A 22,286-nucleotide genomic window follows, 5' to 3' on the forward strand; every position below is an offset into this window, starting at 1 on the left:
GGGGTACGGTCCGGTGTTCCCGGGCGGTGTCACCCGACTCGATCACCGCCATACGTGCCGTATCGACGCTACAGCCGCCACTCTCGGGGCACTATGACGGGGTGGCAGCCGCACGGACGGAGTTCAAGAGCGGGAGCCGGCGGCGCGGCCCCGGCCCCCGGTTGCGTGCGCTCGGCCGGGCACTGCGCCTGCCGGTGACCGGTACCGCGCGCGGCATCCGCCGGGCGACACACGCGCACGGCGCGGGCGAGTCGGGCCTCGGCAAGCTGATCGAACTGCACGCGGTGAACGGCGCGGGCGACGTGATGATCACCGTCGCCCTGGCCTCCACCGTCTTCTTCTCCGTCCCCACCGACGAGGCCCGCGGCCGGGTCGCGCTGTACCTCGCCATCACCATGGCGCCGTTCACGCTCCTCGCGCCGGTGATCGGCCCGCTCCTGGACCGGCTGCCGCACGGCCGCCGCGCCGCGATGGCGTGCGCGATGGCGGCGCGGGCCCTGCTCGCGCTGGTGCTGTCGGGGGCGGTCGTCACCGGCGGCATCGAGCTGTACCCGGCCGCGTTGGGCGTGCTGGTCGCCTCGAAGGCGTACGGCGTGGTCAGAAGCGCGGTGGTGCCGCGGCTGCTGCCGCCCCGGGTGTCCCTGGTGAAGGCGAACTCGCGGGTCACGCTGGGCGGGCTGCTGGCCACCGGCGTCGCCGCGCCGATCGGTGCGGGACTCCAGCAGGTCGGGCCGCGGTGGCCGCTGTACGGCGCCTTCCTGATCTTCGTCGCGGGGACGGTCCTGTCGTTCACGCTGCCGCGCAAGGTGGACTCGGCGCGCGGCGAGGACCGGGCCCTGCTCGCGGCGGACGAGGAGCACCTGCCGGGGCCCCTGCGGGGGCGGGGCAAGCGCCCGGGGCTGCGCACGGTGGGCCCGGCGGTGACGCACGCGCTGGCCGCCAACGCCGGCATCCGCTGCCTGACCGGCTTCCTGATCTTCTTCCTGGCCTTCCTGCTGCGCGTGCACCCGATGACCGGCCAGAGCGCGGCCGTGTCGCTGGGCATAGTGGGCGTCGCGGCCGGTGCGGGCAACGCGCTGGGCACGGCGGTCGGCGCGTGGCTGCGCTCCCGGGCGCCGGAGATCATCATCGTGACGGTCGTCGCGATCGTGCTGGGCGTCGCCGTGGTGTCCGCCGTGTTCTTCAGCGCGTTCCTGGTGGCGTGCCTGGCGGCGGTCGCCGGGTTCGCGCAGGCGCTGGCCAAGCTGTCCCTGGACGCGCTGATCCAGCGGGACGTGCCGGAACTGGTGCGCACGTCGGCGTTCGCGCGCTCGGAGACGCTGCTCCAGGTCTCCTGGGTGTTCGGCGGCGCGGTCGGCATCGTCCTGCCGCTCAACGGCACGCTGGGCCTGTCGGTGGCCGCCGCGATCATCGCCGCCGGGTGGCTGACGACCGTACGGGGGTTGGTCGACTCGGCACGGCACGGAGGACCCGCGCGGCCGAGGGTGGCGTGACCACGCCACGCCGTACCCAGGTGGGGGGCGGGGCGGGGGCGCCGTATAGCCTTCCGCCATGACCACGTTGCCCCGCGGCACCGCCGCTATCGGACACCGCGTTGTGCGACGCCGCCGCGCCGTCGCCGCCGTAGGCGCCGTGTCCGCCGGACTGCTCCTGCTGTCCGCCTGTGACGAGCCGACCCCGATCTCGACGATCACGGTCGGCAGTGACTCCGTCACCTCCGAGGCGACCTGCGGCGGTGAGGGCAAGACCCTCTCCGCCGACGAGATCACCAAGTGCCTGCAGGACAAGGACGCGAAGTCCATCAAGGTCGACCAGGACGAGACCGTCCGCTTCGGCGTCGACCCGGACGTCGCCGACAAGCACTGGACGATCCTGATGAACGGTCAGCAGCTGGTCGAGGACAGCGACAAGACCTACCGCACCGTGCCGGGCAGCGTGTTCTTCAACGCGCAGTACGGCGCGGAGGGCAACTCGACGAACGTCGCCGTCGCCGCCCGTGACGGCAAGGACGGCAGCCAGAACATCACCGGTGTGTGGGTCTTCGAGCTGAAGAAGGACTGACCGCCACGTCCCCCGCGCGCATCCTCGTGGCCACCGCGGTCCCCGTCGAACGGGACGCGGTGGCTCGGGCGTTCCCCGCGCCGGGCGCGCAGGTGCCCCGTCCCGGGGTCGTCCTGCACCGCCTGCCGGACGGCTGGGACCTGCTCGCCGCCGGGGTCGGCCCCGCCCTCGCCGCCGCCTCCGCGGCCGCCGCCCTGACCGCGGCGGCCCTCGACGGTGCGCCCTACGACCTGGTCGTCTCGACCGGTATCGGCGGCGGCTTCGTACCGGACGCGCCCGTCGGCTCGCTCGTCGTCGCCGACGCGGTCACCGCGGCCGACCTGGGCGCCGAGACCGCCGACGGGTTCCTGCCCGTCACCGAACTCGGCTTCGGCACCGTCACCCACCATCCGCCCGCCGGCCTCGTCGCCGCCGTGGCCGACGCGACCGGCGCCCGCCCCGGCACGGTCCTCACCGGCTCCACCGTCACCGGCACCGCCGCGCGCGCCGCGCTGCTGCGCGAGCGCCACCCGCGTGCCCTGGCCGAGGCGATGGAGGGCTTCGGCGTCGCCGAGGCCGCCGCCGCGCACGGCGTGCCGGTGCTGGAGCTGCGCGCGGTCTCCAATCCGGTCGGCCCGCGCGACCGGGCCGCCTGGCGCATCGGCGAGGCCCTCGCGGCGCTGACGGACGCCTTCGGGAAGCTCGCCCCCGCCCTCAGGAGTTGGAACCCCCATGACGGACACCACTGACACGACCGACGCGACCGCCGGGCCCCTGCGGATCGCCTACTCCCCCTGCCCGAACGACACCTTCGTCTTCGACGCCCTCGCCCACGGCCGGGTCCCGGGCGCCCCCGCGCTCGACGTGACGTTCGCGGACATCGACATTACCAACGGCATGGCCGAGCGCGGCGAGGGGGACGTGCTGAAGGTGTCGTACGCCGTCCTGCCCTACGTCCTCGGCGACTACGCCCTGCTGCCCTGCGGGGGTGCGCTGGGCCGGGGCTGCGGGCCGCTGGTGCTGACCCGGGAGGCGGGCGCGGACCTGCGGGGGCGCACGGTGGCGGTGCCGAGCGAGACGTCCACGGCGTACCTGCTCTTCCGCCTGTGGGCGGCGGACACCGTGCCCGGCGGCGTCGGCGAGATCGTCGTCATGCCGTTCCACGAGATCATGCCGGCCGTGCGGGACGGGAAGGTCGACGCGGGCCTCGTCATCCACGAGGCGCGCTTCACGTACCAGAACTACGGGCTGCACAAGCTCGCCGACATGGGTGAGCACTGGGAGCGCACCACCGGCCTGCCGATCCCGCTCGGCGCGATCATCGCCAGGCGGTCCCTGGGCGAGGAGACGCTGAACCGCCTGGCGGAGTCGGTCCGCGCCTCGGTCCGCGCGGCCTGGGACGACCCGGAGGTGTCCCGGCCGTACGTCATGGAGCACGCCCAGGAGATGGACCCGGCCGTCGCCGACCAGCACATCGGGCTGTACGTCAACGAGTTCACCGCCGACCTCGGCGAGGACGGCTACGCGGCGGTCCGGGGCCTGCTGACCCGCGCGGCGGCCGAGGGACTCGTACCGGCCCTCGGCCCGGACGCGCTGACGTTCCCGTAGCGGGGGCGGCGGGTCAGACGTCGAGTTGGTCGGCGACCGCGCGGAGCAGTCCGGCGATCTTCTTGCCGGCCGTCTTCTCGGGGTAGCGGCCGCGCTCCAGCATCGGGGTGATGTTCTCCAGGAGGGTCGTCAGGTCCTGCACGATGGAGGCCAGCTCGTCCGGCTTCTTGCGCTGCGCGGCCGCGACCGACGGGGCCGGGTCGAGGAGGGCGAGCGACAGGGCCTGGTCACCGCGCTGACCGGCGACGACACCGAACTCGACGCGCTGGCCGGGCTTCAGCGCCTCGACTCCGGCAGGCAGGACCGAGGAGTGCACGAAGACGTCGCCGCCGTCGTCGCGGGAGAGGAAGCCGAAGCCCTTCTCACTGTTGAACCACTTGACCTTGCCGGTAGGCACGTCTGTCCTCGTCCTCGTACTCGTCGGAAAACTGCTCGGAAACATGCTCGGAAACGGCTCTGGATAGCACTTGGGCGGGTCGTCCGGACCCGCCGGTACCAAGGCTAATGGTCTTTGGGCCGGTGACAAGGCGTCCCCGGGTCGTTCCCTCGGGCTGGGAACTACCCTGGTCGGGTGCGTGACAAAACCCGAACGAATTCCACCGCTCCCGGCGACCGGCTGATCCGCGCCGGTGCGATCGTCTTCTTCGTCGGAACCGTGGCCACTCTGGTCACGGTGGCCCCGATGCTGCTGGGGACGACGCCCTTCCCCACCTACATGTTCGGCCTGAGCATGCTGATGGGTGTGGGCTTCCTGATCGCCGGGGCGGGGGTGCTCCGGTCGATCGCGGCGGGGCGGCGTCAGGCGCGGGCCGTGGCGAGTCCCTCGGCGTCGCCCTCGCCGTCCCGGTAGGCCGCGAGCCACTCCGGGAAGCGGGTGAGGTCGGCGAGGATCACGTCCGCGCCCGCCGCGCGCAGCTCGTCCGCGTCGCAGGGCCCGCTGGTGACGGCCACCGAGCGGGCGCCGGCGGCGTGGGCCCCGCGGACGTCGCCGACGTGGTCGCCGACGTAGACGTCCGCGCCGTGCTCGCGCAGCGCCACCGCCTTCTGCTCGGCCCACAGGTCGCCGATCACGGCGTCCGGCTCGATGCCGAGGTGCGCCAGGTGCAGCTTGGCGTTGGGTTCGTACTTGGCGGTCACGACGATGGCCCGGCCGCCGCTCTCGCGCACGGCGGCGACGGCCTCGCGGGCGCCGGTCAGGGCGCGCGTGGGCTCGATCGCGTGGGCGGGGTAGATCTCCCGGTACAGGTCGGCGACGGCGGGGATCTCCTCGGCCGGGAACCAGTGGGCCAGCTCGTCGGCCAGCGGCGGCCCGAGCCGGGTGACGGCCAGGTCGGCGTCGACGTGCGTCCCCGTCCGCGCGCTCAGTTCGAGGTAGCAGGCGCGGATGCCGGGCCGCGAGTCGATCAGCGTCATGTCGAGATCGAATCCGACGGTGGGCGCGGGGCGGGTCGAGGAGGGCATGCCCCCCATTGTGCCGGGCCCGCGGCGCGTGCCCGCAGGGCCCCGGTGAGGGCCTGCGGACCGATCCCCTGTGAGGACCCGCGAGTCCTCGGTGAGCGCCTGCCGCCCCCGGCCCAACCCGCACGACGAACCGGCCGCACCCCGAACCCCCGCACACGGCCACGCACCACCGCACCCTCGGCCCCCCGCCAGCACCTGCCGCCCCCCAGGCCCAACCCGCACGACGAACCGGCCACGCCCCGAACCCCCGCACACGGCCACGCACCACCGCACCCTCGGCCCCCCGCCAGCACCTGCCGCCCCCGGGCCCAACCCGCACGACGAACCGGCCACGACCCGAGCCCCCGCGCGCGGGCGTGCGCCGCCGCGCGCTCACGCCTTCGGCAGGCGACCCGTCGGGTGTCCGCCGGTCGTCCCGCCGCGCTCCGGTGGTGCCGCGTGCGGTGATGCCGCCGCGCGCGGGCCGGGTGCGGCAGACGGGTCGGGTGCGGCAGGCGGGCCGGGCGCAGCGCACAGGCCGGGCGCAGCACGCGGGGCAAGCGCAGCACGCGGGCCGGGCGCAGCACACCGGGCAAGCGCAGCACGCGGGCCGGGTACAGCACGCGGGGCAGGCGCAGCACGCGGGCGGGCCGCATGCGCCCGGGAGGTCAGCCTCGTAGGCGGCGGGCTCGCCACAGGAGGTAGAGGGCCGTGGCGACGGCGGCGGTGCGCAGGACCCAGGGCCAGGTGTCGGCGACGGCGTCGCTCATGTGGCCCTCGGTGACCGGGTCGCCCCAGCGGCCGTCGGCGCGGCCCCACAGCCAGACCGCGCCCGCGACGGCGACCGTGCCGGGCAGGCCGAGTACCGCCCACTTGGACTGGGCCGGGGTCAGGCGGCGGGAGAGGTAGGCGATCAGCCAGCCCAGGCCGAGGGGGACGAGGTTGCCGAGCACGGCGCCGGCGATCAGGAGGGCCGCGGCGAGCAGGAGGAGGGGGTTGTTCCAGCCGCCCTCGGGCCACAGGCGGGGCAGGCGGCGGCCCTCCCGCCTGCCGACGGCGACGACTGTCGGCTCCGGGGCCTCCTCCACGGGGGCGGCCGGCCCGGTCGCGTCCTTCTTCCCGGCCTCGTCCTCCGCCCTCGGCGGCGGCTTGAGCAGCTCGGGGATCTCGACGCCGCCGACGAACCCGGGCACGCTGTCGCCGAGGCCCGCGCCGGCGAACGGGCCGTCGTCGACCCGCCACCAGTCCGGCCGGCCGTCGCCGCCGCCGTCCCCCAGTTCCGACGCGCTCGCCAGGTGCGGGGGTGCGGCGGCCGGAGGCCCGACCGGGGGTTCGGGCGTGGGGCGCCGCCGGCCCTTGCGCCGGTCGGCGTCGCGGGGCCCGGCGTCCCGCTGCTCGGGCACGGCGGTGGGCGGCGGCGTCCGCTGCCCCGCCCCGCTCGTGCCGCCGGCCTGGGTGACGATCTCGTCCGGGTCGCCGAGCCGGTCCAGGATGCGGCGGACGGCGGCGGGGCTGTCCACGGTGGTCTTCGCCCGGTGCCGGTCGATCTCGTCGCGCAGCTCCGAGACCAGCCGCATGCGGGTGGCCGACGGCAGTTGCCGCTGCTGGGCCACGTCGCCGACGCGGCTCAGATACTCGAAGACGACCTGGTCGCTCTCGATCCCCACGAACCCCTCCGGGGCGGTGTGTTGTGGTACCCCGTCGCACGAAGGTACCGAATCCTCCCGCGTGCGGGAGACGGCACCGCGCCGTCGCACGCACACCCCGCCGTCGTAACCACCCGCTAACGTGGGCCGGATGAGCACCGAGGAGAAGTCCGCGGCCCCCCGGTCCCTGGCGGAGGCGCTCCGTGCCAGGGACGACGTCTCGCTGGCCGCCCTCCTGCGCAGCCGCCCCGATCTCATCACCCCCGTGCCGACCGACCTCACCCAGCTCGCGACCCGCGCCGGCACCCGTGCCTCGGTCGTGCGGGCGCTGGAGCGGCTGGACCGGTTCGCGCTGCAGACCGCGGAGGCGCTGGCCGTGGCGCCGGACCCGGCGTCGTACGGGGAGTTGCGCGCCCTGATGGGCGGCGACGAGGAGGACCCGGTCGTCTCGGCCGCGCTGCCCCGGGCCGCGGCACTCCTGCGCGAACAGGCCCTGGTGTGGGGTGCCGACGACCGGCTGCGGCTGGTGCGCACCGCCCGTGAGCTGCTCGCGCCGTCCCCGCAGCACCCGTCCCCGACGGGGCTGGGGCCGACCGTTCGGGAGGCGACGGCGGGGATGTCGCCGGGCCGGATCCAGGAGATCCTCGCCGCCGTCGGCCTGTCCTCGACGCACGACTCGGTCTCCGCCGTGTCCGCGCTGGGCGATCTGTTCGCCGACCGGCGGCGGATGGCCGCGCTGCTGTCCGGGCTGCCCGAGGAGTCCCGCCAGGTGCTGGACCGGCTGGTGTGGGGGCCGCCGTACGGGCAGGTCACCCACGATCCGGCGGCGCACCTGCGGGCGCTCCTCGACCGCGGCCTGCTGCTGCCGACCGCGCCCGGCACGGTCGTGCTGCCCCGCGAGGTGGCCCTGCATCTGCGCGCCGGCCGGGCGCACCGCCTGCCCGAGCCGGTGCCGCCGCCGGTGGAGGCCGCCGCCACCCACCGTCCACAGATGGTGGACGCCACCGCGGCCGGGCAGGCGCTGGCGGCGCTGGGAGTCGTCGACGAGCTGCTGAAGGAGTGGGACGAGGGCGGCCCTGCGGTGCTGCGGGCGGGCGGGCTGAGCGTGCGCGACCTGAAGCGGACCGCCGTCGCCCTGGACGTGCCGGAGCCGGTCGCCGCGTTCTGGGTGGAACTGGCCTACGGGGCGGGGCTGATCGCCTCGGACGGGGAGGCCGACGAACGGTACGCGGCGACCCCGGCGTACGACGAGTGGCGCGAGCTGCCCCCCGCCGAGCGCTGGACGCACCTCGCGGGGGCGTGGCTGACGGCCACCCGGACGCCGGGCGTGGTCGGGGGGCGGGACGCGAAGGACCGTACGCTGTCGGCGCTGGGCCCGAACCTGGACCGTTCGGCGGCGCCGGAGGTGCGGCACCGGGTGCTGGCGCTGCTGGCGGGGCTGCCCGAGGGCGCCTCGCCCGTCGAGGAGTCGGTGCTGGCCCGGCTGCGCTGGGAGCGGCCCCTGCGCGGCCCGCAGCGGGAGCAGCGGGACATGGGGCCCGCGCGCGACGACGATCTGCGCAGCCGGGTCGCCCGGTGGACGCTGTCCGAGGCCGAACTGCTGGGTGTCACCGGGCGCGGCGCGCTGGCGGCGCCGGGGCGGGCCCTGATCGGGGCTCCGGAGGCACCCCGCCCGGCGGCCCGGGCGGAGCCCGAGGGCCCGGGCGACAAGCTGCCCGTCCACCATCACACGCCCCCGGTGGCCGCTCCCCCGGCCTCGGCCGAGCGGGCCGCGGCCACGGCGACCGCCGCCCGGCTGCTGGAACCGCTCTTCCCCGAGCCGCTGGACCACGTGCTGCTCCAGGCCGACCTGACGGCGGTGGCGCCGGGTCCGCTGGAGCGCGGTCTGGCCGACGTGCTGGGGGTGCTCGCGGACGTGGAGTCCAAGGGCGGGGCGACCGTCTACCGGTTCACGCCGGGTTCGGTGCGTCGGGCGCTGGACGCCGGGCGCAGCGCCGCCGACCTGCACGCGTTCCTGGCCCGGCACTCCCGTACGCCGGTGCCGCAGCCGCTGACGTACCTGATCGACGACGTGGCCCGGCGGCACGGGCGGCTGCGGGTGGGTGCGGCCTCGGCGTACGTGCGGTGCGACGACGACGCGACGCTGGACGAGATCCTCGCCGACAAGCGGGCCGCGGGGCTGGGCCTGCGCCGTCTGGCGCCCACCGTGCTGGCCGCGCAGGCCGATCCGGCGGCGCTGCTGGAGGGCTGCGCGCGCTGGGGTTCGCGCCGGCCGCCGAGTCCGCCGCGGGCGACGTGCTGATCGCCCGCGCGGACTCCCACCGCACCCCGCCTCGGACGGCGCCGGTCCCGGTGCCGGACGGGCCGCCGGCCCCCGACGACACGCTGCTGACGGCGGCGATCCGTGCCGTCCGGGCCGGTGACCTGGCCTCCACCACCCCGCGCAAGCCGGGCCCCGGAGACGGCGGTGGCGGTGCCGGGGACGGTGGCGAGGACGGTGCCCGGGGCGGCGAACTGCCCCGCACGGGCGCCGCGGAGACACTGGCCACGATGCAGGCGGCGGTGCTGACCGGGGAGGCGCTGTGGATCGGCTACGTGAACGCGGAGGGCGCCGCCAGCCAGCGCGTGATCGCGCCGATCCGGGTCGAGGGCGGCTTCGTCACGGCGTACGACCACACGGCGGACGAGGTGCGGACCTATCCGCTGCACCGGGTCACGGGCGTGGCCGAACTGGCCGACGACGCGGGCTGAACCCGGCGCGCGGCCCGAGGCGCACGTTCGGGTGTACGCGGTGGTTCATGCGCGCCACGCCGGGTGATTCGCACCTGCGGGGGAGGTTTTCTCATCTTCCGCATCGGGGCGCCGGCGGTCGGGCAGCCACCGGGTGCCCTGCAGACGAACCGAAAGGAAGAACCCGATGCGTACTGCCGTTCGCCGTGCCGTCACCGTCCTGACCTCCACCGCGGCACTGGTCGCGGCGTTCGCCGCCGAGGCCGCCGCGGTCGGCATCGACCTCGGCGGGGGCCTCACCCTCTGACCCCTGCGGCATCCGCCGCCCTTCGGCGGCCTTCGGCGGGCCGGGCCCCGTTCCTTGCGGGGTCCGGCCCGCTCCGCGGTGGCCGGGCCCCGCGATCAGGCACACTTGAGGATTGGCCGAGCCGTCGTCCGGCCGTACGCACGCGAAAGGGTGCCGCCCGTGAATGGTCCGCTGATCGTCCAGTCCGACAAGACCCTGCTCCTCGAAGTCGACCACGAGCAGGCCGGCGCATGCCGTCGGGCCATCGCGCCGTTCGCCGAACTGGAGCGGGCGCCGGAGCACATCCACACCTACCGGGTGACCCCGCTGGGCCTGTGGAACGCGCGTGCCGCGGGCCACGACGCCGAGCAGGTCGTGGACGCCCTCGTCGAGTACAGCCGCTACCCGGTGCCGCACGCGCTGCTGGTCGACATCGCCGAGACCATGGACCGCTACGGCCGCCTCACCCTCTCCAAGCACCCGGCGCACGGGCTGGTCCTGACGACCACCGACCGGCCGGTCCTCGAGGAGGTCCTGAAGTCGAAGCGGATCGCGCCGCTGGTCGGCACCCGCATCGACGCCGACACGGTGGCCGTGCACCCCTCCGAGCGCGGGCAGATCAAGCAGACGCTGCTGAAGCTGGGCTGGCCCGCCGAGGACCTCGCCGGGTACGTCGACGGCGAGGCGCACCCGATCGACCTGGCCGAGGACGGCTGGGCGCTGCGCCCGTACCAGAAGCAGGCGGTGGAGAACTTCTGGCACGGCGGCAGCGGTGTCGTCGTGCTGCCGTGCGGCGCGGGCAAGACGCTGGTCGGGGCGGGCGCGATGGCGCAGGCCAGGTCGACGACGCTGATCCTGGTCACCAACACCGTCTCGGCCCGGCAGTGGAAGCACGAGCTGGTGAAGCGGACGTCGCTGACCGAGGACGAGATCGGCGAGTACAGCGGTACCCGCAAGGAGATCCGGCCGGTCACCATCGCCACGTACCAGGTGCTGACGACCCGGCGGAAGGGCGTCTACCCGCACCTGGAGCTGTTCGACTCCCGGGACTGGGGGCTGATCGTCTACGACGAGGTGCATCTGCTGCCGGCGCCGGTGTTCAAGTTCACCGCCGACCTCCAGGCCCGGCGCCGCCTCGGCCTGACCGCCACCCTCGTCCGCGAGGACGGCCGCGAGTCGGACGTGTTCTCCCTCATCGGGCCGAAGCGGTTCGACGCGCCGTGGAAGGAGATCGAGGCGCAGGGCTACATCGCGCCCGCCGACTGCGTGGAGGTCCGGGTCAACCTCACCGACTCGGAGCGGCTCGCGTACGCCACCGCCGAGACGGAGGAGAAGTACCGCTTCTGCGCGACGACCGACACCAAGCGGAAGGTGACGGAGGCGATCGTGCGGCGGTTCGCCGGGCAGCAGATCCTCGTCATCGGCCAGTACATCGACCAGCTCGACGAGCTGGGCGAGCACCTGGGGGCGCCGGTCATCAAGGGCGAGACGTCCAACGCCCAGCGGGAGAAGCTCTTCGACTCCTTCCGGCAGGGCGAGATCAGCGTCCTGGTGGTGTCCAAGGTCGCGAACTTCTCGATCGACCTGCCGGAGGCGACGGTGGCCATCCAGGTGTCGGGCACGTTCGGGTCGCGGCAGGAGGAGGCCCAGCGCCTGGGCCGGGTGCTGCGGCCGAAGGCCGACGGCCACCAGGCGCACTTCTACTCGGTCGTGGCCCGCGACACCCTCGACCAGGACTTCGCCGCCCACCGCCAGCGCTTCCTGGCGGAGCAGGGCTACGCCTACCGGATCATGGACGCGGACGAGGTGCTGGCGGAGGACGCCTGAGCGGGCCCCCGGGGGTTCGCTAGTGGCGGCGGACGCCGGCCTCCTCGCCGTACTCGCCGAGCACGACCACGTCGAAGGCGGCACCGGCGAACACCCTGACGGCGCGCAGGGTGTCACCGAGCCGGTGCCGGTGGCTGCCGGCCACGGACGTGGCACCGGACGCGCGGCCCGGTGCCGGGGCGGGGGAGATGGTTGCTGCGCTCATGTCTCCATGGTGCGACTGCCCACCCCCGTCCGGCATCGGTCTGCGGGCCCAACCTCCGTCGTCCCGCGCTACGACCCTGGAGGGAGCGCGTCCCTCAGCGCGGATGACGCGATCCCCTAGGGGTCGGACGCGCCCGGCGGAGAAAACCGGTTGGCCCGCGCCGGGCCCGTTCCCCTAGAATCTCCGCTCTTGCCCGCCTCCCCCACGGAGCGCTGCCGTCCGGACGGAAACCGGTCGGCCCCCCGCGCGCGTCCCGCGCCCACCGCACCGCAGGTCATCCGGAGGCACCCCCTTGTCCACGCCCGTCCACGACGACGCCCTCTCCGACGACCCCCTCTCCCGGGAACGCGCCCACCTGGCCGCGTCCCGTTCCGCCCTGCGCGCCATGCGTGAGGACGTCGAGTCCCTGGACATCACCGACGTGACCGCGAACTGGGTCAACGCCGCGGTGCTGGAGGCGCAGATCGAGCAGCGCATCAAGGCGCTCGCCGACCTCAGCGAGACCCCGCTCTTCTTCGGCCGGCTCGACTATCTGCACGCCCCGGGCGCCGAGCAGGCGGAGGGCGGGGAGGGGGAACGCCCGCGGCCGGAGGCCGCATATCAGACACTGCACGTCGGGCGTCGTCACGTGCACGACACGGACGGCGACCCGATGGTGATCGACTGGCGCGCGCCGGTCTCGCAGCCGTTCTACCGGGCGTCGAAGAAGGACCCGCAGGACGTGTCGCTGCGCCGCCGCTTCGGCTACACCGCCGGGGACCTGACCGCGTACGAGGACGAGCACCTCCTCGACCCGGCGGAGGCGGCGACCACCAGCAAACTGCTCCAGCAGGAGATCGAGCGCCCCCGCGTCGGACCGATGCGGGACATCGTGGCGACGATCCAGCCCGAGCAGGACGAGATCGTGCGCGCCGGGCTGGCCGGCTCGGTCTGCGTGCAGGGCGGTCCCGGCACCGGCAAGACCGCCGTGGGCCTGCACCGGGTCGCCTTCCTCCTGTACGCGCACCGCGAGCGCCTCGCCCGCACCGGCACCCTGGTCATCGGGCCGAACCGGTCCTTCCTGCACTACATCGAGCAGGTTCTCCCGGCGCTCGGCGAGCTGACGGTGCGCCAGGCCACCGTCGACGACCTGGTCGCCCACGTCGAGGTGCGCGGCGCGGACGAGGCGGCGACGGCGGTGATCAAGGGCGACGCGCGGATGGCGGAGGTGCTGCGCCGGGCCCTGTACGCGCACGTCACGATGCCCACCGAGGGGATCGTGGTGGTGCGCGGCTCGCGACGCTGGCGGGTGCCGGTGTACGAGCTGGAGGAGATCGTCCGTGAGCTGCTCGCCCGGGACATCCGCTACGGCGCCGCCCGCGAGGCGCTGCCGCAGCGGATCGCGCACGCCGTGCTGGTGCAGATGGAGCGGGCGGGCGAGGCGCCGGACGACCGGGTGCAGAACACGGTGGCACGCAACGCGTCCGTGAAGGCGCTGGTCAAGACGGTCTGGCCGCAGGTCGACCCGGCCAAGCTGGTCCTGCGGCTCCTCACCGACGCGGACTTCCTCGCCGAGCACGCCGAGGGTGTCCTGACGGAGGACGAGCGGAAGGCGGTGCTGTGGGTGAAGCCGGCCCGCTCGGTGAAGTCCGCCAGGTGGTCGCCCGCGGACGCCGTACTGATCGACGAGGCGACCGACCTCGTCGAGCGGACCCACTCCCTCGGGCACGTGGTCCTCGACGAGGCGCAGGACCTGTCCCCGATGCAGTACCGCGCGGTGGGCCGGCGCTGCACCACCGGCTCGGCGACCGTCCTCGGCGACCTGGCGCAGGGCACCACGCCGTGGGCGACCCGGAGCTGGGCGGAGGCACTGGGGCACCTGGGCAAGGGCGAGGCGGTGGTCGAGGAGCTGACGGCCGGTTTCCGCGTGCCGACGGACGTCATCGCGTACGCCTCCCGGCTGCTGCCGCACATCGCGCCGGGTCTGACGCCGGTGGCGTCGATCCGCGAGAACCCGGGGTTCTTCGACATCCGTACGGCACCGGAGGGGACGGCCGACGTGGTCGGCGCGTGCCGTGAGCTGCTGGAACGCGAGGGCTCGGTCGGCCTCATCGCCGCCGACGCCAGAGTGCCGGAGCTGGCGGCGGCCCTGGCGGCGGCCGGGATCGGGTACGTCGGCCCGGGCGAGGAGACGACCCGCGCCACCCGGCTCACCCTGGTCCCGGCCTCGCTGGCCAAGGGGCTGGAGTACGACTACGTGGTCCTGGACGAGCCGCAGGCCGTGGTCGACGGCGAACCGGACGAACGGACGGGCCTGCGCCGCCTGTACGTGGCGCTGACCCGAGCGGTCTCGGGCCTCGTCGTCACCCACGCCACGGGGCTGCCGCCGCAACTCACCTAGCTGCGGGCAGTCGTGCCGCTGGGGCGGCACGGGTGGGCGCAGCGGCACCCCGCGACGCCGGGCCGCGCTCCCCCACCCGCGCCCGCACCAGCGCGGGCACAGGCACACGGCCCCAGCCGAACGCTCAGTGGCCGAGCACTCGCCGCCACTCCGCGACCGCGTCCGCCGACACCGGCCCCGCCCACCCCGCGGGCCGCGCCGCCCCGCCGATGTGGAACCCGTCGATCCCCGCGTCCAGCAGGCCCGGTACGTGCTCCAGCCGCAGGCCGCCCCCCACCAGCAGCTGCTGCTCGTACCCGGGCTCCCCCCGCCGCCGCGCCTCCGCGGACAGCACCGTCAGGCCCTCGTCCACGCCCCCGGCGGCCCCGGCCGTCAGATACGTGTCGAGGCCCGGGAAGTCGGCGAGCTGCTTGCGCAGGGCGTCCCGGTTCGCGGCGCGGTCGATCGCGCGGTGGAACGTCCACCGGCAGCCGTCCAGCACCTTGGCGATCCGCTCCACCGTCCCGAGGTCCACGTCGCCCTCCGGGTCGAGGAACCCCAGCACGAACTGCGAGGCCCCGGCCTCCCGCATCTCACCGGCGACCCGTGTCAGCCGCTCGACGTCCCCGGCGGCGAACCCGTCCGCGAGCCGCAGCATCACGCGTACGTCGATGTCGACGGCCCCGCGGATGGCGGCGACGGTCGCGACCGACGGGGTGAGTCCGTCGGCCGCCATGTCGGTGACCAGTTCGAGGCGATCCGCGCCTCCGGCCTGGGCGGCGACCGCGTCCTCGACGTCGAGGGCGATCACCTCCAGGACTGCACGCTTGCTCATGAGACCCCATTCGTCGGCCTGCTACAGGTCTAGTCCAATCCAAGACTACGCCCCGATGGCAGGCCGGGGTGCCCGCGTCGTCGCTCAGCCGCCGAAGATGTTCAGCTCCGCCGGCTCCACGCCGGCCAGCTCGTACCCGGCCGCGCCGTCGAGGGGGCGGCCCGCGTAGAGCCGTACGAGGGTGGCGGCGTCGCCGATGTACCGGCCCGGCGGCCGAGCGCCGCTCGCCTCGCCCAGTTTCAGGGGCTCGTCGAGGTCGTCGAGGTCGGCGTGGAGCGGCACGTGACCGCGCTCGCGGGTGATCGTGGCGAGCAGCGCGAGCGCCTCCGGCAGCCCGCTCCCCGCGTACGCCCCCGGTGTGCCGAAGGTCGTCCGCGCATCACCGGCGTGCACCCACTCGCCCAGTGCGACCGCGTCCAGTACGCCGCCCGCGCGGGCGATCACCGGGCCGGCCTCGGTCATGCCGCGTTCCAGTTCGCCGACGATCCGGTCGTTGGTCCAGTCGGCGCGTTCCGCGATGTCGCGGTCGTTGCACTCGGGGGAGAAGACGCCCTTCTCGAAGCGGTTCTCCACCACCCGGATCAGTGCCGCGGAGCAGTGCGCCAGCATGTCGCGCACGCTCCAGCCCGGACACGCGGCCACCGGCAGCGCGAAGTCCGCGTCCGGCCGGGACCTCAGCAGCGGTAGCAGGGCGTCCCGTTCGATGGTCAGCAGCCGCCCGGGCAGTTCGGGGTCGCGTACGTCGTGCACGTCTGCGGAAGTCGTCATGGACCCCACGTTAGGGCCGGGCCCGGCGGGCGGTCAGCGTCCGAGCAGATCGTCCAGTTCGGCGGCGAAGAGGAGGGCGGGGTCGAAGCCCATGCCGGTGAACTGTCCGGCGAGTTCCAGGGACAGGACGCCGTGCAGCCGGGACCAGAAGGACAGCGCGCGGTGCAGGGCCGGTGCGGGCGCCGGACGGCTCCCCGCCCACCGGCGGTGGGTGTCGAGGTGGGTGTCGAACGCGGTGGCGGTGCCGTCCGGGGGCAGTGCGGCGCAGGCGTCGACGATGACCGCCATGGTCTCGGCGGCGATCTCGGTGATGTCGTCGGGTGCGCGGTAGCCGGGGACGGGGGTGCCGTGGATGAGGAAGTAGCGCTGCGGGTCGTCCAGGGCCCAGCCGCGCAGGACGTGCGCCAGTCCGGCCAGGTCGGCGCCGGCCTCGGCGGCCGCCCGGAAGGCGTCGGCCTCGCTGCGGTAGGCGTCCTTGACGAGTTCGGTGATCAGCTCGTCGCGGCCGTCGAAGTACCGGTAGAGCGCGGGCCCGCTCATGCCCATCCGCTTGGCGATCGCGTTGAGGGAGAGCGCGGACGCCCCCGCCGCGGCGATCTGCTCCCACGCGTGTTCCTTGACCTCCGCGCGCACCTGGCTGCGGTAGCGCTCGCGCGGGGTCGTGGTGCGCGCCTCCGGCATGGTCCGCCCGCCGCCTCTCGGCCTCCGCCCGGCCCGCCCGGCCGGGACTCACGTATCAGTTAGAAGCTATCACGACAGTGATCTGGGAGAATGCGGACATGGTCGACCTCGACGCCCTCCGCTCCCGCTTCGCCCGCGCCCTCGACGGGGCCAGGGGCTCCGCACCGGGGCCGGACCCCGCGCCGTACGCCGGGAGTCTCCTCACCCGCTGGCAGGAACCCCAGCGGCGCTACCACACCCTGGCGCACCTCACCGCGGTCCTGGACCACGTCGACGCGCTGGCCGATCACGCCGACGACCCCGACGCCGTACGGCTCGCCGCGTGGTTCCACGACGCCGTCTACCGGCCCGACCGGTCCGAGAACGAGGAGCGCTCGGCCCGGCTCGCCGAACGCGCCCTGTCCGAGGCCGGGCTCGCGGCGGAGCGGACCGCCGAGGTGGCCCGGCTGGTCCGGCTCACCGCCACCCACGCCCCGGCCGGCGACGACCGCGACGGGCAGCTGCTGTGCGACGCGGACCTGGCGGTCCTCGCCTCGCCGCCGTCGGCGTACGCGGCGTACACGGCGGCCGTGCGCGAGGAGTACCACTTCGTGCCGAACGACGCCTTCCGCGGGGGACGGGCCGAGATCCTCCGGCAACTCCTCGGCCTGCCCACCCTGTTCCACACCCCGTACGGGCGCCGGGAGTGGGAGGCGACCGCCCGCCACAACCTCGTCGGCGAGCTGGAAATGCTGTCGCTCCCGGACACCCCGGACGTCTAGCCTGCCCGGCATGCGAAGCATGGGCGGGGAACAGGTGGAAGAGGCCGTGGCGGGCGCCGTGGCGCTGCTGCGGACGGCGACGGACCGGGACTGGGAGGCGGCGCGGCCCGGACGGTCCGAGTGGAGCTGCCGGTACACGGCGGAGCACGTCGCGGGCATCCTGGTCGCCTACGCGGGCCAGCTGGCCGGACGCGCCACCGAGGCGTGGGTCCCCTTCGAGATCACTTTCGACGAGGGCACCGGCAACGAGGACGTGCTCCAGGTGCTCGAGACGGCCGGCGCGCTGCTCGCCGCCACCCTCCGCACCACCCCGCGCGGGGTGCGGGCCTTCCACCCGTACCCGCACCGCAGCGCGAACCGCGAGGGCTTCGCCGCGATGGCGGTCGCCGAGGTGTTCCTGCACACCCACGACATCGCCGAGACCCTCGGGCTGGCCTACGAGCCGCCCGCCGAGCTGTGCACGGGCGTCCTCACCCGGATCTTCCCGCACGTCCGGCCCGGCGCCGACCCCTGGCGCACCCTGCTGTGGGCGACCGGCCGCGGCGACCTCGCCGGACGCGCCCCGGTCACCGAGTGGCGCTGGCGCAACAACATGGTGATCCCGGCCGGACGGCTCACCCTCGAGGGCGTCACGCCCGCCGCCGCCGCCGACCTCGCCGCGGGCGGCGACGGCGGCTTCGCGTGGGTCGACAGCGGCCCCTTCCAGGGCACCCGGGACGCCTCCGGAGCGCTGCTGAAGACGTACGAGACGGGTACGCACCGGCCGGTGTGGGGCGTCTTCGTGCTCGTCCGGGAGGAGGACGGTCGCGCGGTCGGCGGCATGGGCTTCCACGGACCGCCGGACGAGGACGGCCGGGTGGAGATCGGCTACGACCTCTCCGAGGCGGCCCGGGGCAACGGCTACGCGACCGAGGCGCTGCGCGCCCTGTCCGCGTGGGCACTGGCACGGCAGGACGTGACGTCCGTGTTCGCGACGACGGATCCGGAGAACACCGCGTCGCAGGCCGTCATCGTCCGCGCCGGGTTCGCCCGGGTCGCCGCGGAGGACGCCGAGGGCGGCGAGCAGTTCGCCTACGAGCTGCGCGGCTGAAGACCGGAGGGACCGGAGGGACCGGAACCGGTTCCGGGGCCCGGGGAGCCCTTGCGGTGGCGCAGTCCCGCCCCGTGCAGCAGCCGCACCACCTCACGGCTGCTGACCTCCAGGGCGCCGGCGGACACCGCGTCGGCGTACCGCTGGGCGGGCAGGTCGTAGTGGTCGCGTTCGAAGGCGCGGCGCGGCACGCCCAGCAGCGCGGCGAAGGCGTGCAGTTCGGCGTAGGAGACGTCGCTGACCAGGTGCGACCACAGGCGGCCGTGTCCCGGCCAGGTCGGCGGGTCGATGTACAGCGTCACCGGAGGGGCCTCACGAAGGGGTGCCGCCGGTCGCGCCGCCGGCCGCGCCGCCCAGCGAGCCGACCGCCGCGACCTTCACGCCCGCCTTGCCGCACACCCAGTGCGGGTCGGGTCCCAGCTCGGGTTCGACGTCCAGCGCGTGCGGGTCGCCGGAGCCGCACACCGGGCACAGCGGCCAGCGGCCGTACCGCTCCAGCAGGGCGTCCTGCACGTCCTGGGCGACCAGCCCGGCCACGAACTCCGCACCCTCGGGCCACTGCTCGACCCACCAGCGCCGCTGCACGACGGACTCCTCGACCAGCGACACGACGTCCGGCTCGGCGACCTCGCCCGCCACCAGGTCGGCGAGCACGAGGGCGCGCGCGGCGTGCAGCGTCTGCTCCAGGGGGCTGATGGGATTCATACACCCATTGTGCGCACTCTTGACCCGCGGACCGAAACGAAAATATCTTTCATGAGTGACCGATGAAGTGAAGGAAACTTTCGCGCACGCGTCCGGGGGCCGCCGCGCCGCCGGTGGTGGGAACGCGCCGCCCGCGCCCGCCGCCCTCGCGGCCAAGGTCCGCACGCTGGCGCCGTCGATGACCCGGTCCATGCAACGGGTCGCCGAGGCGGTCGCCGGCGACCCGGCCGGCTGCGCGGCCCTCACGGTCACCGGCCTGGCCGAGCTGACCGGCACCAGCGAGGCGACCGTCGTACGCACCGCCCGGCTGCTCGGCTACCCCGGCTACCGCGATCTGCGCCTCGCGCTGGCCGGGCTCGCCGCCCAGCAGCAGTCCGGCCGCGCGCCCGCCATCACCACCGACATCGCGGTCGACGACCCGATCGCGGACGTCGTCGCGAAACTGGCCTACGACGAGCAGCAGACCCTCGCCGACACCGCCGCCGGTCTGGACACCGTCCAGCTCGGCGCGGCCGTCGCCGCGCTCGCCGCCGCCCGCCGCACCGACGTGTACGGCATCGGCGCCTCCGGGCTGGTCGCCCAGGACCTCACCCAGAAGATGCTGCGCATAGGGCTCATAGCCCACGCCCCGGGCGACACGCACCTCGCCGTCACCAACGCGGTGCAGCTGCGCACCGGGGACGTCGCCCTCGCGATCACGCACTCCGGGTCCACGGGGGACGTCATCGAACCGTTGCGGGTGGCCTTCGAGCGCGGCGCGACGACCATCGCCGTCACCGGCCGCCCCGACAGCCCCGTCACCCAGTACGCCGACCACGTGCTGACCACGTCCACGGCCCGGGAGAGCGAGCTGAGGCCGGCGGCGATGTCGTCGCGGACCAGTCAGCTGCTGGTCGTGGACTGCCTGTTCGTGGGGGTGGCGCAGCGGACGTACGAATCGGCCGCGCCGGCTCTGGCGGCGTCCTACGAGGCGTTGGCGCATCGGCACGGGGCGCTCCGCGGGGTTGCGGGGGACCGTAGGGCTTGAGCTTTGCGGGGGGCCGCGGGTCCGCTGTGGCTGGTCGCGCAGTTCCCCGCGCCCCTAGGTATGTACAGACACCGGACGTTGAAAAGGGCCGCATCCTCATGACCTCCACCCCCCATCACCCCGATCTGCGTTCCCAGTTGGAGACGTTGACCACCGAAGCGTTTCGGCCGGAACTGGCCGAGATCGATCAGTTGGACACGCTTGGCATCGCGCGGCTGATGAACGGCGAGGACGCCACCGTGCCCGCCGCGGTCGCCGAGCGGCTCCCCGAGATCGCCGCCGCCATCGACGCCGTGGCCGCCCGGATGGCGCGCGGCGGGCGCCTGGTCTACGCGGGCGCCGGTACGGCCGGCCGGCTCGGCGTGCTGGACGCCTCGGAGTGCCCGCCCACCTTCAACACCGCCCCCGGGCAGGTCGTCGGCCTGATCGCGGGCGGCCCGGACGCCATGGTCACCTCGATCGAGGGCGCCGAGGACGCACCGGAGCTGGCCCGCACCGACCTGGACGCGCTCGGTCTGACCGCCGACGACACGGTGGTCGGCGTCTCCGCCTCCGGGCGCACCCCGTACGCCGTCGGCGCCGTCGAGCACGCCCGCGCGCTCGGCGCCCTGACCGTCGGCGTCTCCGGCAACCGGGACAGTGCCCTGGCCGCCGCCGCCGAGCACGGCATCGAGGTGGTCACCGGGCCCGAGCTGCTCACCGGCTCGACCCGGCTGAAGGCGGGCACGGCACAGAAGCTGGTCCTGAACATGCTGTCGACGATCACGATGATCCGGCTCGGCAAGACCTACGGGAACCTGATGGTCGACGTCCGCGCCTCCAACGAGAAGCTCCGGGCCCGCTCGCGCCGCATCGTCGCGCTCGCCACGGGCGCCGCCGACGACGACGTCGAGCGTGCCCTGACGGCGGCCGGCGGCGAGGTCAAGCACGCGATCCTGGTCCTGCTGGCCGACGTGGACGGCCCGACGGCCGCCCGCCTGCTCGCGGAGTCCGACGGTCACCTGCGGGCGGCGCTCGCGGGGGCGCACGGCTGACCGCCCCGTGCCGGGCGCGCGCCCGGCACGGTCGGCGCCGTGTGCGATTCTGAAGGACATGAACCACGCCCAGCTGACCGCCCTGGGCCGCGCCCTGCGTCTCCTCGGTGAGCACGGCGAGGCCCTGACCGTCGACACGCCGGAGGCCAAGCTGCACGAGGTCCGCGCGGACCTGAAGCGTGCGCTGGACCAGCTGGAGGAGAGCGTCACGACGGCGGCCCCCAGCACGCGCTGCCCGGAGCATCCGAACGGCCCGGTCGACAAGGCCGCCCCCGACCTGTGCCTGCTGTGCGAGACCCGCCGCCGCACCGCCCGCCGCGCCGAGTACGGCGGCGGCCCGGCCCCGGCCCGCCCCACCGAACCGGTCCAGTCCCGGTACGGGATGCGGGGCGAGAGGCCGCAGCCGCAGCAGCGCTGGCTGCCCGAACTGTGGAACGGCCAGGCGTGGCAGCTGTGCGGCACCCCGCGCCGCGACCGCCGGGAGGCCGAGCTGTACATCGCGGCCCAGCTGCGGGGTCCGCACGCCGCGATGGCGTACCGGCTCGTCCACGAGTTCACGGACTATGAGGTGCTGCGGGTGTGGGGTACGCCGATGCGGGTGGACATCGAGCCGATGGGCGGCATCTGACGTGGTGAGACGGAACGACCTCCGCCGGGCCGCCCTCGTCGACGCCGCGATCGAGGTGCTGGCCGCGCAGGGTGCCCGGGGCCTGACCTTCCGGGCGGTGGACACGGAGGCCGCCGTCCCGGCCGGCACCGCGTCCAACTACTTCGCCCACCGCGACGACCTGCTCACCCAGGCGGGCGCCCGGGTCTACGAACGCCTGCACCCCGACGAGGCCACCTACGCCCGGCAGCGCACGGCGGGCCGCGACCGGGACACCTACGTCCAGTTGATGCGCGAACTGGTCGACCGCGTCGCCTCGTTCCGCACCGGCTACCTCGCCCTGCTGGAGCTGCGCCTGGAGGCCACCCGGCGCCCCGAGCTGCGCGCGCTGCTGACCGCACGCGTCCGCGAGGACGTCGCGGCCAACGTCGCCTACCACGAGGCGTCGGGCCTGCCCGGCGACGCCACGGCCGTCAAGCTGCTCATCCTCACCCTGAACTGGCTGATCGTCGAGCAGCTCACCCTGCCGGACGTGTTCACCCCGGCCGAGCGCGACGAGCTGGTGGCGGCGGCGGTCGAACGGATCGTGGCGCCGGACGGGGACCGCTAGCCGCCCGGAGACCGTTGACCGGGCGGC

The 22,286-nt window shown here is 74.8% G+C and carries 22 protein-coding genes and 1 pseudogene; 14 read left to right on the forward strand and 9 right to left on the reverse strand.

What is annotated here, in order from left to right; all coding sequences use genetic code 11:
- The first annotated feature begins 101 nt into the window (after positions 1-101).
- From BJ961_RS33670 to BJ961_RS33685, 4 genes are read left to right on the forward strand one after another with little or no spacing between them, the layout of a single operon-like run.
- On the forward strand, positions 102-1,493 hold the full coding sequence (locus BJ961_RS33670) for an MFS transporter (protein WP_271416549.1): 1,392 nt from the start codon (positions 102-104) through the stop codon (positions 1,491-1,493).
- A gap of 58 nt (positions 1,494-1,551) precedes the next feature.
- The gene (locus BJ961_RS33675; RefSeq protein WP_271416550.1) at positions 1,552-2,061 is read left to right on the forward strand and encodes a DUF2771 domain-containing protein; all 510 of its coding nucleotides are present in this window, start codon (positions 1,552-1,554) and stop codon (positions 2,059-2,061) included.
- A gap of 26 nt (positions 2,062-2,087) precedes the next feature.
- Positions 2,088-2,789 (forward strand): futalosine hydrolase, encoded by a 702-nt coding sequence (locus BJ961_RS33680; RefSeq protein ID WP_271417252.1) that lies wholly within the window; start codon positions 2,088-2,090, stop codon positions 2,787-2,789.
- Positions 2,773-3,648, forward strand: coding sequence for a 1,4-dihydroxy-6-naphthoate synthase (locus tag BJ961_RS33685; RefSeq protein ID WP_271416551.1), 876 nt, complete (start codon positions 2,773-2,775; stop codon positions 3,646-3,648). Before BJ961_RS33680 ends, BJ961_RS33685 begins: the two co-directional genes overlap by 17 nt.
- Positions 3,649-3,661: 13 nt before the next feature.
- On the opposite strand, the gene BJ961_RS33690 is transcribed toward BJ961_RS33685, so the two are convergent.
- A complete protein-coding gene (locus BJ961_RS33690; protein WP_271416552.1) occupies positions 3,662-4,045 on the reverse strand; it encodes a cold-shock protein in 384 nt (127 codons plus the stop codon).
- Positions 4,046-4,219: 174 nt separating this feature from the next.
- On the opposite strand from BJ961_RS33690, the gene BJ961_RS33695 reads away from it, so the two are divergent.
- The gene (locus tag BJ961_RS33695) at positions 4,220-4,498 is read left to right on the forward strand and encodes a hypothetical protein (RefSeq protein WP_271416553.1); all 279 of its coding nucleotides are present in this window, start codon (positions 4,220-4,222) and stop codon (positions 4,496-4,498) included.
- Here BJ961_RS33695 and BJ961_RS33700 read toward each other — a convergent pair.
- Both BJ961_RS33700 and BJ961_RS33705 read right to left on the reverse strand, forming a co-directional pair.
- A complete protein-coding gene (locus BJ961_RS33700; RefSeq protein WP_271416554.1) occupies positions 4,447-5,109 on the reverse strand; it encodes an HAD family hydrolase in 663 nt (220 codons plus the stop codon). The genes BJ961_RS33695 and BJ961_RS33700 overlap by 52 nt on opposite strands.
- A 647-nt stretch (positions 5,110-5,756) precedes the next feature.
- A complete protein-coding gene (locus BJ961_RS33705) occupies positions 5,757-6,755 on the reverse strand; it encodes a hypothetical protein (protein ID WP_271416555.1) in 999 nt (332 codons plus the stop codon).
- Positions 6,756-6,885: 130 nt separating this feature from the next.
- On the opposite strand from BJ961_RS33705, the pseudogene BJ961_RS33710 reads away from it, so the two are divergent.
- Positions 6,886-9,485, forward strand: a pseudogene (locus BJ961_RS33710) (helicase-associated domain-containing protein).
- A 445-nt stretch (positions 9,486-9,930) separates the two neighbouring features.
- A complete protein-coding gene (locus tag BJ961_RS33715) occupies positions 9,931-11,577 on the forward strand; it encodes a DNA repair helicase XPB (protein WP_271416556.1) in 1,647 nt (548 codons plus the stop codon).
- A 19-nt stretch (positions 11,578-11,596) separates the two neighbouring features.
- Here BJ961_RS33715 and BJ961_RS33720 read toward each other — a convergent pair whose 3' ends face one another.
- Entirely contained in the window at positions 11,597-11,782 is a 186-nt protein-coding gene (locus BJ961_RS33720; RefSeq protein WP_271416557.1) for a hypothetical protein, read from the reverse strand.
- A 292-nt stretch (positions 11,783-12,074) separates the two neighbouring features.
- On the opposite strand from BJ961_RS33720, the gene BJ961_RS33725 reads away from it, so the two are divergent.
- The gene (locus tag BJ961_RS33725; protein ID WP_271416558.1) at positions 12,075-14,162 is read left to right on the forward strand and encodes a HelD family protein; all 2,088 of its coding nucleotides are present in this window, start codon (positions 12,075-12,077) and stop codon (positions 14,160-14,162) included.
- A gap of 124 nt (positions 14,163-14,286) precedes the next feature.
- Here the strand turns inward: BJ961_RS33725 and BJ961_RS33730 are convergent, their stop codons facing one another.
- From BJ961_RS33730 to BJ961_RS33740, 3 genes are all read right to left on the reverse strand, one after another.
- A complete protein-coding gene (locus BJ961_RS33730; RefSeq protein WP_271416559.1) occupies positions 14,287-14,976 on the reverse strand; it encodes a copper homeostasis protein CutC in 690 nt (229 codons plus the stop codon).
- A gap of 84 nt (positions 14,977-15,060) precedes the next feature.
- On the reverse strand, positions 15,061-15,744 hold the full coding sequence (locus tag BJ961_RS33735; protein ID WP_271416560.1) for a maleylpyruvate isomerase family mycothiol-dependent enzyme: 684 nt from the start codon (positions 15,742-15,744) through the stop codon (positions 15,061-15,063).
- A 33-nt stretch (positions 15,745-15,777) separates the two neighbouring features.
- On the reverse strand, positions 15,778-16,425 hold the full coding sequence (locus tag BJ961_RS33740) for a TetR/AcrR family transcriptional regulator (RefSeq protein WP_271416561.1): 648 nt from the start codon (positions 16,423-16,425) through the stop codon (positions 15,778-15,780).
- A gap of 98 nt (positions 16,426-16,523) precedes the next feature.
- Here BJ961_RS33740 and BJ961_RS33745 point away from each other — a divergent pair, with 98 nt between their 5' ends.
- Both BJ961_RS33745 and BJ961_RS33750 read left to right on the forward strand, forming a co-directional pair.
- Positions 16,524-17,186, forward strand: a complete 663-nt coding sequence (locus BJ961_RS33745; protein WP_271416562.1) for an HD domain-containing protein — start codon at positions 16,524-16,526, stop codon at positions 17,184-17,186.
- Between the two features lie 10 nt (positions 17,187-17,196).
- Positions 17,197-18,276: a GNAT family N-acetyltransferase gene (locus tag BJ961_RS33750; RefSeq protein WP_271416563.1), complete on the forward strand. Its 1,080-nt coding sequence runs from the start codon at positions 17,197-17,199 to the stop codon at positions 18,274-18,276.
- Here BJ961_RS33750 and BJ961_RS33755 read toward each other — a convergent pair.
- Complete coding sequence (locus BJ961_RS33755; protein ID WP_271416564.1) at positions 18,258-18,578, reverse strand: DUF4031 domain-containing protein; 321 nt, start codon at positions 18,576-18,578, stop codon at positions 18,258-18,260. The genes BJ961_RS33750 and BJ961_RS33755 overlap by 19 nt on opposite strands.
- A gap of 10 nt (positions 18,579-18,588) precedes the next feature.
- Positions 18,589-18,981, reverse strand: a complete 393-nt coding sequence (locus tag BJ961_RS33760; RefSeq protein WP_271416565.1) for a hypothetical protein — start codon at positions 18,979-18,981, stop codon at positions 18,589-18,591.
- 55 nt (positions 18,982-19,036) lie between these two features.
- Between BJ961_RS33760 and BJ961_RS33765 the strand changes: the two genes are divergently transcribed.
- From BJ961_RS33765 to BJ961_RS33780, 4 genes are all read left to right on the forward strand, one after another.
- Positions 19,037-20,008 carry a MurR/RpiR family transcriptional regulator gene (locus tag BJ961_RS33765; RefSeq protein WP_361615909.1) on the forward strand — a complete coding sequence of 324 codons (972 nt, stop codon included), beginning with the start codon at positions 19,037-19,039 and terminating at the stop codon, positions 20,006-20,008.
- 98 nt (positions 20,009-20,106) lie between these two features.
- Positions 20,107-21,042, forward strand: coding sequence for an N-acetylmuramic acid 6-phosphate etherase (murQ, locus tag BJ961_RS33770; protein WP_271416567.1), 936 nt, complete (start codon positions 20,107-20,109; stop codon positions 21,040-21,042).
- A gap of 58 nt (positions 21,043-21,100) precedes the next feature.
- Positions 21,101-21,670, forward strand: a complete 570-nt coding sequence (locus BJ961_RS33775) for a hypothetical protein (RefSeq protein WP_271416568.1) — start codon at positions 21,101-21,103, stop codon at positions 21,668-21,670.
- 1 nt (position 21,671) lies between these two features.
- A complete protein-coding gene (locus tag BJ961_RS33780) occupies positions 21,672-22,259 on the forward strand; it encodes a TetR/AcrR family transcriptional regulator (RefSeq protein ID WP_271416569.1) in 588 nt (195 codons plus the stop codon).
- Positions 22,260-22,286: the final 27 nt, after the last annotated feature.

This window comes from Streptomyces lienomycini, assembly GCF_027947595.1.
In the GTDB taxonomy this organism is placed as follows: Bacteria; Actinomycetota; Actinomycetes; order Streptomycetales; family Streptomycetaceae; genus Streptomyces; species Streptomyces lienomycini.

What these genes read in the sequence shown, in the direction of transcription:
- BJ961_RS33775 (WP_271416568.1), top strand. Translation starts at nt 21,101, where the DNA reads ATGAACCACGCCCAGCTGACCGCCCTGGGCCGCGCCCTGCGTCTCCTC.
- BJ961_RS33685 (WP_271416551.1), top strand. Translation starts at nt 2,773, where the DNA reads ATGACGGACACCACTGACACGACCGACGCGACCGCCGGGCCCCTGCGG.
- BJ961_RS33735 (WP_271416560.1), bottom strand. Translation starts at nt 15,744, where the DNA reads ATGACGACTTCCGCAGACGTGCACGACGTACGCGACCCCGAACTGCCC.
- BJ961_RS33700 (WP_271416554.1), bottom strand. Translation starts at nt 5,109, where the DNA reads ATGCCCTCCTCGACCCGCCCCGCGCCCACCGTCGGATTCGATCTCGAC.
- BJ961_RS33750 (WP_271416563.1), top strand. Translation starts at nt 17,197, where the DNA reads ATGCGAAGCATGGGCGGGGAACAGGTGGAAGAGGCCGTGGCGGGCGCC.
- BJ961_RS33760 (WP_271416565.1), bottom strand. Translation starts at nt 18,981, where the DNA reads ATGAATCCCATCAGCCCCCTGGAGCAGACGCTGCACGCCGCGCGCGCC.
- murQ (WP_271416567.1), top strand. Translation starts at nt 20,107, where the DNA reads ATGACCTCCACCCCCCATCACCCCGATCTGCGTTCCCAGTTGGAGACG.
- BJ961_RS33720 (WP_271416557.1), bottom strand. Translation starts at nt 11,782, where the DNA reads ATGAGCGCAGCAACCATCTCCCCCGCCCCGGCACCGGGCCGCGCGTCC.
- BJ961_RS33740 (WP_271416561.1), bottom strand. Translation starts at nt 16,425, where the DNA reads ATGCCGGAGGCGCGCACCACGACCCCGCGCGAGCGCTACCGCAGCCAG.
- BJ961_RS33730 (WP_271416559.1), bottom strand. Translation starts at nt 14,976, where the DNA reads ATGAGCAAGCGTGCAGTCCTGGAGGTGATCGCCCTCGACGTCGAGGAC.
- BJ961_RS33675 (WP_271416550.1), top strand. Translation starts at nt 1,552, where the DNA reads ATGACCACGTTGCCCCGCGGCACCGCCGCTATCGGACACCGCGTTGTG.
- BJ961_RS33745 (WP_271416562.1), top strand. Translation starts at nt 16,524, where the DNA reads ATGGTCGACCTCGACGCCCTCCGCTCCCGCTTCGCCCGCGCCCTCGAC.